Source organism: Streptomyces sp. TRM70350, assembly GCF_019219825.1.
In the GTDB taxonomy this organism is placed as follows: domain Bacteria; phylum Actinomycetota; class Actinomycetes; order Streptomycetales; family Streptomycetaceae; genus Streptomyces.
This window is the reverse complement of record NZ_JAHUXH010000025.1, coordinates 71,322-87,330: the sequence shown is the minus strand read 5'-3', so window position 1 is coordinate 87,330 and position 16,009 is coordinate 71,322. Positions and strand designations below refer to the sequence as shown.

Sequence of the window (16,009 nt, the reverse complement as noted above, 5' to 3'; positions counted from 1 at the left end):
GGTTCTCGCTCCGCCCGGCGCTGCAGCTGGGGGCAAACGTGAGCAGGACGTGCGGCGGCCAGTGACCCGCCGATGACGAAGGCCCGCCCCTCACACCAGGGGCGGGCCCTCTCTACAGCTCTACAGCTCTACAGCTCTACAGCAGGTTCACGACGGCTCAGGCCGCCGGTGTCGGAGCGTACGGCGCGAGCTCGGCCGCCAGTTCCTCGTGCACCCGCACCTTGAGCAGGGTGCCCTCCGGGGTGTGCTCCTCGGAGATCACCTCGCCCTCGTCGTGGGCGCGGGCGACCAGCTTGCCGTGGGTGTACGGCACGAGCACCTCGATCTCGACGGACGGGCGGGGCAGCTCGTTGTCGATCAGCGCGAGCAGCCGGTCGATGCCCTGGCCGGTGCGGGCCGAGACGGCGATGGAGCGCTTCTCGATCCGCAGCAGCCGCTGGAGGACCAGCGGGTCGGCCGCGTCGGCCTTGTTGATCACGACGATCTCGGGTACGTCGGTGGCGCCGACGTCCCTGATCACCTCGCGTACGGCGGCGAGCTGCTCCTCCGGGTTCGGATGCGAACCGTCCACCACGTGCAGGACCAGGTCGGACTCGCCGACCTCCTCCATCGTGGAGCGGAACGCCTCGACCAGGTGGTGCGGCAGGTGCCGGACGAAGCCGACGGTGTCGGCCAGCGTGTACAGCCGGCCGCTCGGGGTCTCGGCCCGGCGGACGGTCGGGTCCAGGGTCGCGAACAGGGCGTTCTCGACCAGGACACCCGCGCCGGTCAGGCGGTTGAGCAGGGAGGACTTGCCCGCGTTGGTGTAGCCGGCGATGGCGACCGAGGGCACCTTGTGGCGCTTGCGCTCCTGGCGCTTGATGTCGCGGCCGGTCTTCATGTCCGCGATCTCCCGGCGCATCTTCGCCATCTTCTCGCGGATCCGGCGCCGGTCCGTCTCGATCTTGGTCTCACCGGGACCACGGGTGGCGAGGCCGCCGCCCTTGCCGCCGCCCATCTGACGGGACAGCGACTGACCCCAGCCGCGCAGCCGCGGCAGCATGTACTGCATCTGCGCGAGCGCGACCTGCGCCTTGCCCTCCCGGGACTTGGCGTGCTGGGCGAAGATGTCCAGGATCAGCGCCGTACGGTCGATGACCTTGACCTTGACGACGTCCTCAAGGTGGATCAGCTGGCCCGGGCTGAGCTCACCGTCGCAGATGACGGTGTCCGCGCCCGTTTCGAGCACGATGTCGCGCAGCTCGTCGGCCTTGCCGGAGCCGATGTAGGTCGCCGCGTCGGGCTTGTCGCGGCGCTGGATCACGCCGTCGAGCACGAGCGCGCCCGCGGTCTCCGCGAGGGCGGCGAGCTCCGCGAGGGAGTTCTCCGCGTCCTGCACGGTCCCCGAGGTCCAGACGCCGACGAGGACGACCCGCTCCAGGCGGAGCTGGCGGTACTCGACCTCGGTGACGTCCTCCAGCTCGGTGGACAGGCCCACGACACGGCGCAGAGCCGCGCGCTCGGAGCGGTCGAACTGGTCGCCGTCCCGCTCTTCGTCGATCTCGTGGCTCCAGGCGACGTCCTCTTCCATCAGGGCATCGGCCCGAAGACCTTCGGGAAAGTCGTGCGCGAGGCGCTTGGTGTCCTGGGAAGGGGAAGAAGAGGAGGTCATTGGGTCCTTACGTCGTTGGGGATTCCGTATGTGCGGCGACGGGGCGCACCGCAGGCGAAGGGTCTCGGAACTGGTCCTTCACGTTGCACAACGCACGAGTGTCCCGGGAGATTCCCGTCACCCGTGCCGCCGACCTGAAGATGGTCGCACGGCACGCCCCGTCTCGTCACCGTGTTATTCCGCCGCCGTTTTCCTGGGCTCCATGGCCTTGGGCCCAGCGGTGGGCTGCGCCGCCGTCGGCTTCCAGTCGGGGTGGCCCGGCATCGGCGGGGTCTTCTCGCCGTACAGCCATCCCTGGAAGAAGTCGCTCAGATCGCGTCCGGCCATCTGGGAGGCCAGGGACACGAAGTCGGCGGTGGTCGCCGTGTCGTCCTTGTGGCGGCTCACCCAGGCCCGTTGCAGGCGCTCGAAGGCCGGGCGTCCGATCTCCTGGCGGAGGGCGTAGAGGACCAGGGCGGCGCCGTCGTAGACGTTCGGCCGGAAGATCCCCAGGCGGCTGTCGGACTCGGGCGCCTTGGGCGCGGCGGGCGGGCCGCCGGCGGCGCGCCAGCGGTCGGATGCGCCGTACGCCGCGCGCATGCGCGCCTCCAGGGGGCGGTTCGACTTCTCCTCCGCGTACAGCGCCTCGTACCAGGTCGCGTGCCCCTCGTTGAGCCACAGGTCGGACCAGGTGCGGGGGCTGACGCTGTTGCCGAACCACTGGTGGGCCAGCTCATGGACCATGATCGAGTCGACGTACCACTGGGGGAAGGCAGGGTCGGTGAAGAGCTCTCTCTCGAAGAGAGAGAGGGTCTGCGTCTCCAGCTCGAAGCCGGTGGAGGTGTCCGCGACGAGCACGCCGTACGTCTCGAAGGGGTACGGCCCGACCTTGCCCTCCATCCAGGAGATCTGGTCGGGGGTCTTGGCGAGCCACGGTTCGAGCGCCGCCCTGTGCCGGGTCGGGACGACGTCCCTCAGGGGGAGCGCGTGGGGGCCTGTGCGGCGTACCACCGTGGAGCGGCCGATCGAGACCTGGGCGAGTTCGGTGGCCATGGGGTGCTGGGTGCGGTACGTCCATCTGGTCGCGGCGCCGACGCGCCGCACGCTGGTGGGCAGGCCGTTGGCGACGGCCGTGTAGCCCTCGGGGGCGGTGATCCGGATGGTGAAGTGGGCCTTGTCGGAGGGATGGTCGTTGCTGGGGAAGACCAGGTGGGCGGCGTCGACCTGGTTGGCCATGGCGAGGCCGTCGGCGGTGCGGAGCCAGCCGCCCTCCCGTCCGCCGGACGGCAGGGGGTCACTGGTGTGGCGCACGGTGATGCGCATCCGCTGCCCTTGGGGCACCTGTTCGTCCGGCGTGACCACCAGGTCCTCACCGGCCGCGGCGAACGACGCCGGCTCACCGTCGATCTCGACCGAGGCGACCTTGCCGCGGGCGAAGTCGAGGTTGACGCGTGACAGGGGTGCGGTCGTCAAGGCGTCGATCGTGGTGACCGCCTGGAGTGGCTTGTCGTTGGTGCCGGGATACGTGAAGGACAGGTCGTACGCCGTCACGTCGTATCCCGGGTTGCCGAGGTACGGGAAGAGGCGGTCGCCGACTCCCAGCGGGGTCGGTGAGGCGCTCGCGGCGACGAGACAGACGGACGCGGCGGAGGCGACCAGGGCCGCTTTCAGCCGACGGGTGACCGCTTTCAGCCGACGGGTGGTCTGCAGGGCGCCGATGCGGGCCTCGGGGGCGCTGCAGGCGTCGGTGGAAGGCGTTCTGGCGGTGTCGGTGGCGGGCCGGGGAGCCCTGTCGTGGGAGGTGAGCAGCATGGATTACGGCTATCAGCGCCCACGTACCACACGACGGCGACGCGCGCCGGGCGCACCCGAACGGGGTGCGGGCGGGGCCTGAGAGGCAGGCGCCAGAGGGTGGGCACGGACCAGGGCGCCGCACGCGCGCGTGGGCGCGTCTCACGACGGAGACGGGTCAGGCCACGCGCTCCTCCCTCACCACGCCGACACGTGATGCTGCGCCCGGCTCACGTCGTACACCCCGGCCACGTTCCGCATGGCGCGCATGAGGGCGGGCAGGTGGGCGGCGTCCGAGAGCTGGAGGGTGTAGGTGTGGCGTACGCGCTGCTGAGTCGGGGGTTCGACGGTGGCCGAGACGATTTCGGCGCCCTCCAGGGCGATGGCCTCGGTCAGGTCGGCCAGGAGGTGGGGGCGGCCGAACGATTCAGCGACCAGCGTGACCCGGCACTCCGTCGCCTCCCCCCAGCGCACGCTCACCTCCGCGCGCCCCGCGCTCTTCATCCGCGCCACCGCGGCGCATTCCACGCGGTGGACGGTCACCACTCCCCCGCGCACGGCGAAGCCGGTGACCTCGTCGGGCGGTACGGGCGTGCAGCAGCGGGCCAGCCGGACGCTCGCGCCGGGGCGGTCGACGACCACGGCGTCGGTGGAAGGGGAGGCTGCCGGGGCAGTAGGGGCCCAGATGGGACCTGGGGCGGGGCCGTCGGTGGCGCCTCCGGGGCTCGGCTCCACGCCCCTGGCGCTCCTCTGCTCCCCGGCGTCCCTCAAGCCCGTCTCCGCCGCCTGCGGCCCATCAGTCTCCGTAGGCGTGGGATGCGTCGCCAGCCACCGTTGGATGGCGATCCGGGCGGCCGGGGTGTGGGCGTGTTCCAGCCACTCCCTGGAGGGCTCCGAGGCGGGGTCCTGGCCCATGAGGAGCTGAACGGTGTCGCCGTCCTTCAGGACGGTGCTCAGCGTCGCCAGGCGGCCGTTGACGCGGGCACCGATGCACGCGTGCGCGTCCTCGCCGTACTGCGCGTACGCGGCGTCCACGCAGCTCGCGCCCTCGGGCAGGCCGAGGGTGCCGCCGTCGGGCCGGAAGACGGTGATCTCGCGGTCCTGGGCGAGGTCCTCCCGCAGGGTGGACCAGAAGGTGTCGGGATCGGGCGCGGCCCGCTGCCATTCGAGGAGCCGGGAGAGCCAGCCGGGGCGGGTGGGGTCGGCGCGCTCGCCGTCGGCCGGGTCGTCGGAGGCGGGCGGCGCATACGGGTTGCCGAGCGCGATGACACCGGCCTCCGCCACCTTGTGCATCTGGTGGGTGCGGATGAGGACCTCGGCGACCTGGCCGTCCTGGCGGGCGAGGGCGGTGTGCAGCGACTGGTACAGGTTGAACTTCGGTACGGCGATGAAGTCCTTGAACTCCGAGACGACGGGCGTCATACAGGTGTGCAGCTCACCCAGGACGCCGTAACAGTCCGCGTCCTCGTTCACCAGCACCAGCAGTCGGCCGAAGTCGCAGCCGCGCAGTCGGCCGCGCTTGCGGGAGACGCGGTGCAGGGAGACGAAGTGCCGGGGGCGGATGAGGACTTCGGAGGGGATGTCGGCCTCATTGAGTACGGCGCGCATCTCGTCGGCGATCTTGGCGAGCGGGTCGTCGGGGCGGGCCGCGTTCTCGGCGATCAACCGGCGGGTGTGTTCGTACTCCTCCGGGTGGAGGATCGCGAAGACCAGGTCCTCCAGTTCGGTCTTGAGGGCCTGGACGCCGAGCCGTTCGGCGAGCGGGATGAGGACGTCCCGGGTGACCTTGGCGATGCGGGCCTGTTTCTCGGGGCGCATCACGCCGAGGGTGCGCATGTTGTGCAACCGGTCGGCGAGTTTGATCGACATCACCCGGACGTCGTTGCCGGTGGCGACGAGCATCTTGCGAAAGGTCTCGGGCTCGGCGGCGGCGCCGTAGTCGACCTTCTCCAGCTTGGTGACGCCGTCGACGAGGTAGCGGACCTCCTCGCCGAACTGCTCGCGCACCTGATCGAGGGTCACGTCGGTGTCCTCGACGGTGTCGTGGAGGAGAGAGGCCGTCAGGGTGGTGGTCTCGGCGCCGAGTTCGGCGAGGATGAGGGTAACCGCGAGCGGGTGCGTGATGTACGGCTCGCCGCTCTTGCGCATCTGGCCGCGGTGCGAGGACTCGGCCAGGACGTAGGCGCGGCGCAGGGGTTCGAGGTCGGCGTCGGGGTGGTGGGCGCGATGCGCGTCGACCACGTGGCCGATGGCGTCGGGCAGCCGGTCGCGGGTGGCGGAACCGAGCAGCGCGGCGCGGCCCAGCCGGCGCAGGTCGATCCTGGGGAGCGACCTTCTGCGGGGCACTGTCGAGGGCGAGGGGCCTGTCATCGGGCCCGATACAGCACCTGGGGTCGCAGGGTTCGTGGCCTCCGCACTCATGGGCACCTCCGGCTGCGTGGACCGGCGAACGGGGTGCCCCATGGCGGACACGGCTCAGGGGTTGGCGACTTCTGCCCCGTCCGGGCCGGTGCTTGATGCTATCGAGCGGACCACGCGCACCTGACCGCCTCCCGCCCAGCGTGAAACGGATCACCCATTCGAGCGACGGTTTGGATGTTTATGGCCGGGCGCGGCATGAACTGGGGCGGCCGGGTATGGGCCTTGGCAGGCCGCGCCCGGAAATCTCATCACCCGTCAGCCGCGACACCGGGAAGCCGATCCACCGCCAGCCGACCACACCGGGCAGGACGATCCACCGCCAGCCGACCACACCTGGGCTCCCGCGTCAGCCGACCACACTGGGAAGGCAATCCCCCGTCAGCCGACCACACCCAGGAAGTCCATCCACCGTCAGCCGACCACACCGGGGAGGTCGATCCACCGTCAGCCGAACAGGCCTGGGCTCCCCCGTCAGCCGACCACACCCGCAAGCCACTCCGCGTCGATCTCGCCCTCGGCGACGATCACCGCCGGGCCGGTCATCTCGATCTCGCCGTCGGGGCGTTCGGTGATCACCAGGCGTCCTCCCGGGACGTCCACGGTGTACGTCGCCGGAGTGCCGGTGACCGCCGGGTCGGCGCCGTCGCGGCGGGCCGTGGCCACGGCGACGGCGCACGCGCCCGTGCCGCAGGAGCGGGTCTCGCCGGAGCCGCGCTCGTGCACGCGCATCGCCACATGCCGGGGACCGCGGTCGACCACGAACTCGACGTTCACGCCGTCCGGGTAGGCCGCGGCCGGGCTGAACGGCGGCGGGGAGAGCAGGTCACCGGCGTCCGCGAGGTCGTCCACGAACGCCACGGCGTGCGGGTTGCCCATGTTCACGTTCCGCGCGGGCCAGCTGCGCTCGCCGACGCTCACCGTGACGTCTCCCTCGGGGAGCCGCGCCCTGCCCATGCCGACGGTGACGTCACCGTCCTTGGCGAGGTGCACGGTCTTCACGCCCCCGCGCGTGGCGACGGCGATGTCCCCTTCGGCCACATGACCGGCGCGCTGGAGGTAGCGGGCGAAGACCCGCACGCCGTTGCCGCACATCTCGGCGATCGATCCGTCGCCGTTGCGGTAGTCCATGAACCACTCCGCCTCCGCCGCCATCTCCTTGGCCTCGGGGTGCGCGGCGGACCGCACGACGTGCAGCAGGCCGTCACCGCCGATCCCTGCGCGGCGGTCGCACAGGGCGGCGACGGCGGCCGGGGTCAGGTCGATGGCGTTCTCGGGGTCCGGGACGATCACGAAGTCGTTCTCGGTGCCGTGACCCTTGAGGAAGGCGATCCGCGTGCTCATTCCTCGATCGTACGGGGTGGCTACGACACGTCATCGCGCCGGGCGTCGGCGGACGCCCGCACCCCCGCACAGCGAACCCAGGCGTCAGCGGGCACGTGCCCCGCAAACCGGACCGGCCCTCACCAGGCACTTGCCCCACGGCGACCCCGGCGTCAGCGCAGCCGAGCCACCCGCCACACCGCCAGCACCACCACCGCGGCGACCACGACCACGTACGCGAGCACCACCCGCCAGTCCGGCCGTCGCCCCGACCCCCGCTGCGGCAGCCCCGGCCAGGTGTAGCCGACCTTGCGGGCGGCCATCATGCCCCAGCCCGCCGCGCAGGAGCAGATCAGCAGCCCCAGCATGGCGATCACGGCCCCACTGTCGCCGAAGTCGAAGGCCAGCGGGAACGCGAACATCAGGGAGCCCACCGCGGCCAGGCCCACGATCGGCGCGAGCTGCCACAGCCGCAGCCTGCGCTGCGGGCGCAGTTCGACCTCGACCTCGGGGCCGCTCACGAACATCTCGTCCGGCTCGGGACCGTCGTCGGTCACACCGTCCGGCGCCTCGTCGGGCCCGTCAGGGCTGAGACGAGCGTCCTCGTCGGAACTCGGACGGCTGTCCGGGCCAGGGCTGAGACGACCGTCCCCGTCCGGACTCAGACGGCCCTCCCCGCCGACGCTCGGACGACCTTCGTCGTCCCGCTCCCTTTCACCACTCCCGGTGGTGGCGTGCTCAGCGCCTTGTGCGGTGTCGCGAGGGCCGGCCTCCATCGCCACGCGCCCTCCCAACTAGGACTCCACTTGGTCGATCGAAGCTCGATGATGGCACGGCACCGCAGGCCCGGATGACGGCCGGAGCGTCCCGATGCCATGACGTGATCAGGCTGTAACCGGTCGTTCCACCAACGCCAGGGCATGCCGCGGAAGTTCCGTGAGGTCCGCCGCGGCCCCACTGAGCCAATGCACCCGCGGATCGCGCCTGAACCATGAATCCTGACGGCGCGCGAAGCGTTTGGTGGCCCGGACGGTCTCGGCCCGGGCCTCCTCCATCGTGCACTCACCGGCGAGCGCCGCGAGCACCTGCTGGTAGCCGAGCGCGCGCGATGCCGTACGCCCCTCACGCAACCCCTGCGCCTCCAGTGCGCGCACTTCCTCGACCAGCCCGGCCTCCCACATCCGGTCCACCCGGCGCGCGATGCGCTCGTCGAGCTCGGGACGCGCCACGTCGACGCCGATCTGCACGGTGTCGTAGACCGAGTCGTGGCCCGGGAGGTTGGCGGTGAAGGGCATGCCGGTGATCTCGATCACCTCCAGTGCCCGGACGATACGGCGGCCGTTGCTGGGCAGGATCGCCCGCGCGGCCTCGGGGTCGGCGGCGGCGAGGCGGGCGTGCAGCGCGCCGGGGCCGCGCAGTGTCAGCTCCTCCTCCAGCCGGGCCCTGACCTCGGGGTCGGTGCCGGGGAACTCCAGGTTGTCGACGGCCCCACGGACGTACAGTCCGGAGCCGCCGACCAGGATCGGCCAGCGCCCCTCGGCGAGCAGGGCGTCGATCCGCTCCCGGGCGAGCCTCTGGTACTCGGCTACGGAGGCCGTGACCGTCACGTCCCAGATGTCCAGCAGATGGTGCGGGACACCGGCGCGCTCCTCAGGCGTCAGCTTGGCGGTGCCTATGTCCATCCCCCGGTAGAGCTGCATGGAGTCGGCGTTGACGACCTCCCCACCGAGCTGCTGAGCCAGGTGAACACCCAGATCGGACTTTCCGGCCGCGGTCGGTCCGACGACGGCGATGACTCGGGGGGCGGGAAGTGCGCTGCTCACCGGACCAGTCTCGCAAACCTCCCACCCCGCCCTCGAACGAGTTACGTGACGGTGGCGACCCGGAGTCGTTGCCCGTTGCGTGGTTCACGCCGCCGGTTCTCCGAAGCGGCGACCCGGGCGAGGCAATCGGACGCTCTCCGAGCTCCTCGGCTTCGCCCGGAAAGGGGACCCCACAGCGACGCGGGATTTCGCCCGCACGAGTAACGTATGGAGTTGATATGGGCGTTTTTGCACGACTTCTCCGCAGGTCGAAGACCAAGGAGGAGGCGTCGACCGCTGAGGCCCAGGCCGACAAGCCGTCGGCCGCTTCCGAGGCGGACGGGGCTGCGGAAGCGAAGGGATCCGGCGAGACCGACGCCGGGGCCGGGACGGAGCCGGCCGCGGTGAAGGAGGGCGAGGAGGGCGACGCCCCGGAGGCCGTCGAGATTCCCCAGCAGCAGTCCCCCGGCAAGGCCGCCGACAGTGAGGCCGACGAAAGCGCCCGGACGTAGCAGTCCCGCGAGGGAAAGGTGAACCATGGGTCTTTTCAACAATCTGAAGGCCAAGCTCGCCCCTGCCAAGGGCAAGGTGTCCCACCTCGCGCAGCGGCACGAGGACAAGATCCAGCACGGCATCGACAAGGCCGCGAAGGTGGTGGACGAGCGGACCAAGGGCAAGTACAGCAACAAGATCCATTCGGGCACCGACAAGGCGAAGGGCGCCGTGGACCGGCTCGCGCACCAGGACGAAAGGGACACGGGAGGCGGCGCCACCACGCCGCCGAGCGGCCCGCCGCCCGCCTCCTGAACAGCCGACAGCAGCACTGACGGCAGAGCTGACGGCGAGCTGACACGGAGCCGACGGCAAGCGCAGACCAGGGCGGCGTACGGCACGAACGGGCGGCCGTGGAGCACAGCGCTCCCGGCCGTCCGCCGCTTCCGGGTTTCGGGGGGCCTCCCCTCCCCTCGCCTCCCCCCCTCCCCCACCCGTCCCCGCCCCTACGACCAGGCCGCCACCACGTACCCCACCCCGTACGGCGCGTCCTCGTACAGCAGCGCACCGCCGAGTCCGGCGCCCGCGGCCGCACCCGCGAGCACCTGCCAGGGCGCGCGCCCCGACACCATCAGTTGGCGCGCCAGTTCCACATCGAGCGCCTCCAGGGCCGTGAGGTCCGCCGCCCCCAGCGCACGCCCGACCGCCGCGTCGAACGGCTCCGCCCGCTCGTCGAGATAGCCCGGCGCCTTCAGCGTGCGGCACGCGCTGGCGTCGCCCATCACCAGCAGCGCCACCCGCTGGGGCCCGGCGGTGATGTCCCTACCGATCTGAATACACCGCTCGGGCGGGAGAGGTTCCCCTACGGCGAGTCCCTCGATCGGGGGATCCGACCAGCCGGTGCGGTCCAGCAGCCACGCGGCGACGGCGAGCGACGGCGGCAGCGCCCGCCGCACGTCCCGTTCGGCCGCCGTTTCGCGGCCCAGTCGCACGTCGACCTCGACGCCGAAGCCGCGGAACGAGCCGTGGGTGCCCTCCGGGTAGGTCTCGACCTCGCCCTGCCGTGTGGGCCCGACGACGACCAGCCGGTCGGGCCGGGCGGCGGCGAGCACACCCAGCGCGTCCGTGCACGCGGCACGGGCGGCGTCCATCTCGGGTGCGGCACCCGCGGCGACCGCGGGCACGAGAAGCGGCGGACAAGGGCAGACTGCGGCGGCGACAAGCATGATCGGGAGCGTAACCCCGCGGCCCTTTCGATCAGCGAGCCGAGCTCAGTCGCAGCCGCAACCGCTGCCCGAAGCCACCGGCAGCGGCTCCGGGACGCCCACCTTCGGCAGGCCGAGCAGCACGCCCGCCGGCTTGGCCGCCTCGGCGGCGTTGCGCTTCTCCCAGGCGTCGCCCGCGCGCGTGCGGCGCACGTCGAGGACGGGGCCCTCGGCGAGGAGGTGGTGCGGGGCGGCGTACGTCACCTCGACCGTGACCACGTCACCGGGGCGTACCTCCTGCTCCGGCCTGGTGAAGTGGACCAGGCGGTTGTCGGGGGCGCGGCCGGAGAGGCGGTGGGTGGTGCCGTCCTTGCGGCCCTCGCCCTCGGCGACCATCAGCTCCAGGGTGCGGCCGACCTGCTTCTTGTTCTCGTCCCAGGAGATCTCCTCCTGGAGGGCGACGAGACGCTCGTAGCGTGCCTGGACGACTTCCTTGGGGATCTGGTGGTCCATCTCGGCGGCCGGGGTGCCGGGCCGCTTGGAGTACTGGAACGTGAACGCCTGTGCGAAGCGGGCCTCGCGGACCACGTGGAGGGTCTGCTCGAAGTCCTCCTCGGTCTCGCCGGGGAAGCCCACGATGATGTCGGTGGTGATCGCCGCGTGCGGGATGGCGGCGCGGACCTTGTCGATGATCCCCAGGTAGCGCTCCTGGCGGTACGAGCGGCGCATCGCCTTCAGGACCGTGTCCGAGCCGGACTGCAGCGGCATGTGCAGCTGCGGCATCACGTTCGGCGTCTCGGCCATGGCGGCGATGACGTCGTCGGTGAAGTCGCGCGGGTGCGGCGAGGTGAAGCGGACCCGCTCCAGGCCGTCGATCCTGCCGCAGGCCCGCAGCAGCTTGCTGAAGGCCTCGCGGTCGCCGATGTCGCTGCCGTAGGCGTTGACGTTCTGGCCGAGCAGGGTGATCTCGGAGACGCCCTCGGCGACGAGGGCCTCGACCTCGGCGAGGATGTCGCCGGGGCGGCGGTCCTTCTCCTTGCCGCGCAGCGCCGGGACGATGCAGAAGGTGCAGGTGTTGTTGCAGCCGACGGAGATCGACACCCATGCCGCGTACGCGCTCTCGCGGCGCGTCGGCAGCGTCGACGGGAACGCCTCCAGCGACTCGGCGATCTCGACCTGCGCCTCCTCCTGCACGCGCGCGCGTTCCAGCAGGACGGGCAGCTTGCCGATGTTGTGCGTGCCGAAGACGACGTCCACCCAGGGCGCCCTCTTCACGATGGTGTCGCGGTCCTTCTGCGCCAGGCAGCCGCCGACCGCGATCTGCATGCCGGGCCGCCGGGCCTTCTTCGGGGCGAGGTGGCCGAGGTTGCCGTACAGCCGGTTGTCGGCGTTCTCCCGTACCGCGCAGGTGTTGAAGACGACGACGTCCGCCTCGCCGTCGGAGCCCTCGGGGGCGCGGACGTACCCCGCGCCCTCCAGCAGCCCGGCCAATCGCTCGGAGTCGTGGACGTTCATCTGGCACCCGTAGGTGCGAATTTCATAGGTCTTGGATGATCGAACGTCCACTGCCGGGCTCCGGTCGCTGCTGCTGGTCATGCGTCAAGGGTAGGCGGTCCCCGGAGACCGTTGCCCCAGCGTTTCTGCAGGGCACGCATTGCAGGTCAGCAGCTTTTTTCCCGGCTCACTCGTCGGCGGGCAGCAGCGCGGGCCGGCAGAGCACAGCCGCCGGCGCTTCCCGCAGCAGGCGGGTCGCCTCGGTGATGCCGGGGGCGCCGCCGGGCCTGCGCCAGGCCACGTACCCATCGGGGCGGACCAGCAGCACGCCCTCCTCGTCGATCTCCGCGCGGCGGCTCCACGCGCCGTACGCGTCGTGCGCGTCGCGGTCGACGACGACCCCGCGCAGGCCGAGACCGAATTCCTGGGCCAGGGTGTCGGCGGCGTCGGCCCATGCAGTGCCTGCCAGGCCGGTGACGACGCAGAAGCCGCCCTTGCCGACCAGGTCGAGCGTCGAGACGCGCCGGCCCTTGCGGTCGACGAGCCAGGCGTGCGGCAGCTTCGCACCGGGGCGCGAGGTCGGGCGTCCGAAGAGTTCGTCGTCGTGGGAGATCGTCTCGACGGTGCCGTCGGGGACGACAGCCGCCGACTCGTAGCGCTGGTTGTGTTCGACCCCGTGGGCGTTGAACTCGTAGTGCTTCAGCTCGATCGCCTCGCGGACGGCCCTCCGCTTCTTCGCCCCGTGGGCGTCCGGCTGCCGGGCCGCGTGCAGCGCCTTGGCGATGCCCTCCTCGTCCCCGTCCACGACGCCGAGGGCCTCGAAGAGGGGCAGGAACTGGTCCCGGGAGAGGTTCGCGCGTTCGACGCTCTGCCGGGCGACCGGGGCTCGTTCGTCGGAGTAGGTGTCCAGGAGTTGGGGCCCGGCCTGCCCCTCGAGTACGGCCGCCGGCTTCCAGGCCAGGTTGTAGGAGTCCTGGACCGAGGTGTTGGAGCCGAGGCCGTTGGACGGCGGGTGCCGGTGGACGGCGTCTCCGGCGCAGAAGACGTGGCCCTCGTGCAGCCGGGTCGCGTAGGCGTGGTTGACCGTCCACAGGGAGGCGCTGTCGATCCGCACGTCCAGCTCGTCGTCGCCGACCAGGTCGCGGACGATCGCTGCCGCCGCCTCGTCGGTGAGCTTCGGCGGGGGGTTGTCGATGTCGTATCCCCAGACGACGAGCCACTCGTTCCAGGGCCGGACCATGCGCAGCAGGCCCATGCCGATGCCGCCGACGTCGGCGCCCGGGCGCATGATCCAGTACAGGACGCTGGGGCGGTGCTCGACGTACTGGGTGAGGTCGGCCCTGAAGACGATGTTCATGCTTCCGGCCTTGCCCATCTGCCCCTCCATGGGCAGGCCGAGCTTGTCGGCGACGATGCTGCGGCCGCCGTCGGCGCCGATCATGTAGCGGGCGCGGACGGTGTGCTCGTTTCCGCCGGTCCGGTCGCGCAGGTGCGCGGTCACTCCGTCCGCGTCCTGCTCGAAGTCGATCAGCTCGGTGTTCAGTCTGACCACCGCGCCCCGCTTGGCGGCGTTGGACAGGAGGATGGGCTCCAGGTAGGTCTGCGGGAGGTCGATCATCCCGCACGGGCTCTGGGACACGTACTCGGTCAGGCTCTCGTCGCCGGTGCCCCAGGTACGGATGCGGCCGATCTCCTCGCCCAGGAGCGAGGTGGCGAACACCGTGTCGCCCATCAGGTGGCTCGGCGTTCCCTTCTCCAGCGCCTCCTTCTCGATCCCGAGGTCACGGAAGACCTCCATGGCCCGCTGGTTGGTGATGTGGGCGCGTGGCGTGTCCGCGAGCCATCCGTATGTGGTGACCAGGTGGGTGCGTATGCCATAGGTCGCCAGCAGCAGGGCCGCGGTGCCGCCGGCGGGTCCGCTGCCGATGACGAGGACGTCGGTGTCGTACTGCTCGGGCGTGCTCATGCTGTCTCCGAAAGCTCGGTGAAAACCCGTCAGGGGATTGCGCGTTCCGTGCCCGGGGCGTGCTCAGTGCGTGAGGGGCGCGATGCGGAAGGTGAACTCGAGCAGGCGCCACTCGCCGTCGACCGGCCGGCCGTCGGGCGTGGGGCCGGTGCGCCGGACGAAGTCCGTGATCAGGTCGTCCTTGACACCGAAGACAGCGTCGCGCTGCCCGGGGGCGCCGTCGAGGTGGGCCCCGCCGCGGACGAACAGCTGGGTGGTCAGCGGCTGATGCCCGGGAGCGTTGATCAGGAAGTGCACGTGCGGTGCGCGGTAGGGGTGGCGGCCCACGGCGGAGAGCATCCTGCCGACCGGACCGTCGTCCGGGATCGGGTACTCGGACGGAAGGATCGACCAGAACGTGAACCGTCCGTCCTCGCCGGTGGTGAACCGGGCACCCAGCACCGGCCCGTCCAGATCCGGGAGCTGGACGTCGTAGAAGCCGTCCTCGTTGGACTGCCACACGTCCACGACGGCGCCGGAGACCGGCTCGCCCTCCTGATCGGTCACCTGGATGTCCGCCCAGATCGGCGTGCCCGTGCAGTCTCCCGCGATGTCGCTGCCGTGTTCCGCGGCGGGCGGCCCGGCCACGTGGAACGGGCCGAGGATCGCGGACGTCGGGGCCGCGCTGCAGGCCGTGGGCGCGGCGGTGCGCCACCAGTCCTCGCTGAGCGACCGCGTCCGGGAGGTGGCCGTACTCCTCGTGGCCGCGCACTGGGGGGCGCGTTCGAGCGAGAGACGCACGAGGCCGTGGGGCGCGCCTGCGGTCTGACCGAGGAGGAACTCGGCTCCCTTCGCTCGGGTACTCTGCCGGACCTCGCCGACCCCGCCGAGACGATCGCGCTGCGCACCACGGCCTCCCTGCTGCGTTCGGGTGCACTGGGCGACGACGAGTGCGGCACGGCGGTGTCGGCGATCGGCGAGCGTGGCCTGTTCGAGCTGACGACCCTGGTGGGCCACTACTCCACCCTCGCCCTCCAGCTCCGCGTCTTCGCGGGCGAGGAAGGCGGGCCGAAGCACTCGTCGCGCTGACGACCACCCCGCCATCCCTCCAGCGGCTGCCGTGTCATCCGCGCCGCGACCCGTGCGATCGTCTCGCGGAGCGAGGAGGCCCGGGCGGAGATGGCGGCGGTCATGGACCGCCGGGCCGCCGAGGGCCTCCCCTACGTCTTCATCGGCCTGCCGACCACCATCGCCGGCCCGTACGACGATGTCGTGCTCCCTTCCTGGGCCGAGAAGCCGGACCGGGAGCTGGAGCCGGCGGCCGTGATCGAGCTGCGTTCCGCGCGACAAGCCGCCCCTCGTTCTCACGGATGAGTCCCGCCCCCGCTCGCCTGCCAAGCGCACACTGGAAGCAGAAAGCCATGCGTCACGAGCTGCACGTGGAGGTGGGCCGTGAGCACCCTCGAACTGCACGTCGACGTCGGAGTTCCGATCGACACGGCCTGGGAAACGCTGCACCGAGTGGAGGACTATCCACGCTTCGTGGAAGGAGTGCGGGACGCGCATACGGACGCGGGGGGCCGAGCGCATCTGAACGTGGAGGCAGGTGGCCGGGCCCGGGAGGTGGAGGCCGAGGTCTCCGACCGCGGCGAGCACGTGATGGAGTGGCTCACCACGGGCGCGCCCGAGCTGACGGGTTCCTTCTCGGTTCGGCCGGTCGACGAGAACACCACCCGCATCCAGGCACGGGTGGAGTACGACCCCGACACGGTCCGGGAGAACTTCGGCGGGCCGAAGGGGTTCGCCCAGACGAACGCCATCGAACGACTCGTCCGCAGCGATCTGGAGCACTTCAAGGAGTACCTGGAACGAGCGTGAACGGAAGAACCATGCGGACGCGCCGTTCCGC

At 71.3% G+C, this 16,009-nt stretch carries 14 protein-coding genes and 1 pseudogene; 5 read left to right on the top strand and 10 right to left on the bottom strand.

Annotated elements, in window-relative coordinates:
- Positions 1-157: 157 nt before the first annotated feature.
- The 6 genes from hflX to miaA all read right to left on the bottom strand — a co-directional run bounded on the left by hflX (position 158) and on the right by miaA (position 8,985).
- Positions 158-1,651: a GTPase HflX gene (gene hflX, locus KWI83_RS28950; RefSeq protein WP_218517341.1), complete on the bottom strand. Its 1,494-nt coding sequence runs from the start codon at positions 1,649-1,651 to the stop codon at positions 158-160.
- Positions 1,652-1,825: 174 nt separating this feature from the next.
- Positions 1,826-3,442, bottom strand: a complete 1,617-nt coding sequence (locus KWI83_RS28945; protein ID WP_218517340.1) for a M1 family metallopeptidase — start codon at positions 3,440-3,442, stop codon at positions 1,826-1,828.
- A gap of 177 nt (positions 3,443-3,619) precedes the next feature.
- The gene (locus KWI83_RS28940) at positions 3,620-5,842 is read right to left on the bottom strand and encodes a bifunctional (p)ppGpp synthetase/guanosine-3',5'-bis(diphosphate) 3'-pyrophosphohydrolase (protein ID WP_218517339.1); all 2,223 of its coding nucleotides are present in this window, start codon (positions 5,840-5,842) and stop codon (positions 3,620-3,622) included.
- Between the two features lie 471 nt (positions 5,843-6,313).
- A complete protein-coding gene (dapF, locus tag KWI83_RS28935) occupies positions 6,314-7,183 on the bottom strand; it encodes a diaminopimelate epimerase (RefSeq protein WP_218517338.1) in 870 nt (289 codons plus the stop codon).
- Positions 7,184-7,335: 152 nt separating this feature from the next.
- Complete coding sequence (locus KWI83_RS28930) at positions 7,336-7,938, bottom strand: hypothetical protein (RefSeq protein WP_256362955.1); 603 nt, start codon at positions 7,936-7,938, stop codon at positions 7,336-7,338.
- A 108-nt stretch (positions 7,939-8,046) separates the two neighbouring features.
- Positions 8,047-8,985, bottom strand: a complete 939-nt coding sequence (gene miaA / locus KWI83_RS28925) for a tRNA (adenosine(37)-N6)-dimethylallyltransferase MiaA (protein WP_218517336.1) — start codon at positions 8,983-8,985, stop codon at positions 8,047-8,049.
- A gap of 218 nt (positions 8,986-9,203) precedes the next feature.
- Here miaA and KWI83_RS28920 point away from each other — a divergent pair, with 218 nt between their 5' ends.
- On the top strand, positions 9,204-9,476 hold the full coding sequence (locus tag KWI83_RS28920; RefSeq protein WP_218517335.1) for a hypothetical protein: 273 nt from the start codon (positions 9,204-9,206) through the stop codon (positions 9,474-9,476).
- Positions 9,477-9,501: 25 nt separating this feature from the next.
- The gene (locus tag KWI83_RS28915; protein WP_218517334.1) at positions 9,502-9,771 is read left to right on the top strand and encodes an antitoxin; all 270 of its coding nucleotides are present in this window, start codon (positions 9,502-9,504) and stop codon (positions 9,769-9,771) included.
- 191 nt (positions 9,772-9,962) lie between these two features.
- Here KWI83_RS28915 and KWI83_RS28910 read toward each other — a convergent pair whose 3' ends face one another.
- From KWI83_RS28910 to KWI83_RS39130, 4 genes are all read right to left on the bottom strand, one after another.
- Entirely contained in the window at positions 9,963-10,682 is a 720-nt protein-coding gene (locus tag KWI83_RS28910; RefSeq protein ID WP_218517333.1) for a class III extradiol dioxygenase subunit B-like domain-containing protein, read from the bottom strand.
- 45 nt (positions 10,683-10,727) lie between these two features.
- Positions 10,728-12,257, bottom strand: coding sequence for a tRNA (N6-isopentenyl adenosine(37)-C2)-methylthiotransferase MiaB (gene miaB, locus KWI83_RS28905; RefSeq protein WP_218517332.1), 1,530 nt, complete (start codon positions 12,255-12,257; stop codon positions 10,728-10,730).
- Positions 12,258-12,342: 85 nt separating this feature from the next.
- Positions 12,343-14,121, bottom strand: a complete 1,779-nt coding sequence (locus KWI83_RS28900; protein ID WP_218517331.1) for an FAD-dependent monooxygenase — start codon at positions 14,119-14,121, stop codon at positions 12,343-12,345.
- Between the two features lie 63 nt (positions 14,122-14,184).
- The gene (locus tag KWI83_RS39130) at positions 14,185-14,901 is read right to left on the bottom strand and encodes a hypothetical protein (protein ID WP_308122238.1); all 717 of its coding nucleotides are present in this window, start codon (positions 14,899-14,901) and stop codon (positions 14,185-14,187) included.
- Positions 14,902-14,907: 6 nt separating this feature from the next.
- Between KWI83_RS39130 and KWI83_RS40095 the strand changes: the two genes are divergently transcribed.
- The 3 genes and pseudogenes from KWI83_RS40095 to KWI83_RS28880 all read left to right on the top strand — a co-directional run bounded on the left by KWI83_RS40095 (position 14,908) and on the right by KWI83_RS28880 (position 15,978).
- Positions 14,908-15,189 carry a hypothetical protein gene (locus tag KWI83_RS40095; RefSeq protein ID WP_218517330.1) on the top strand — a complete coding sequence of 94 codons (282 nt, stop codon included), beginning with the start codon at positions 14,908-14,910 and terminating at the stop codon, positions 15,187-15,189.
- 72 nt (positions 15,190-15,261) lie between these two features.
- Positions 15,262-15,429, top strand: a pseudogene (locus tag KWI83_RS28885) (fumarylacetoacetate hydrolase family protein); the annotation flags it as partial.
- A gap of 123 nt (positions 15,430-15,552) precedes the next feature.
- Positions 15,553-15,978: an SRPBCC family protein gene (locus KWI83_RS28880; protein ID WP_218517329.1), complete on the top strand. Its 426-nt coding sequence runs from the start codon at positions 15,553-15,555 to the stop codon at positions 15,976-15,978.
- Positions 15,979-16,009: the final 31 nt, after the last annotated feature.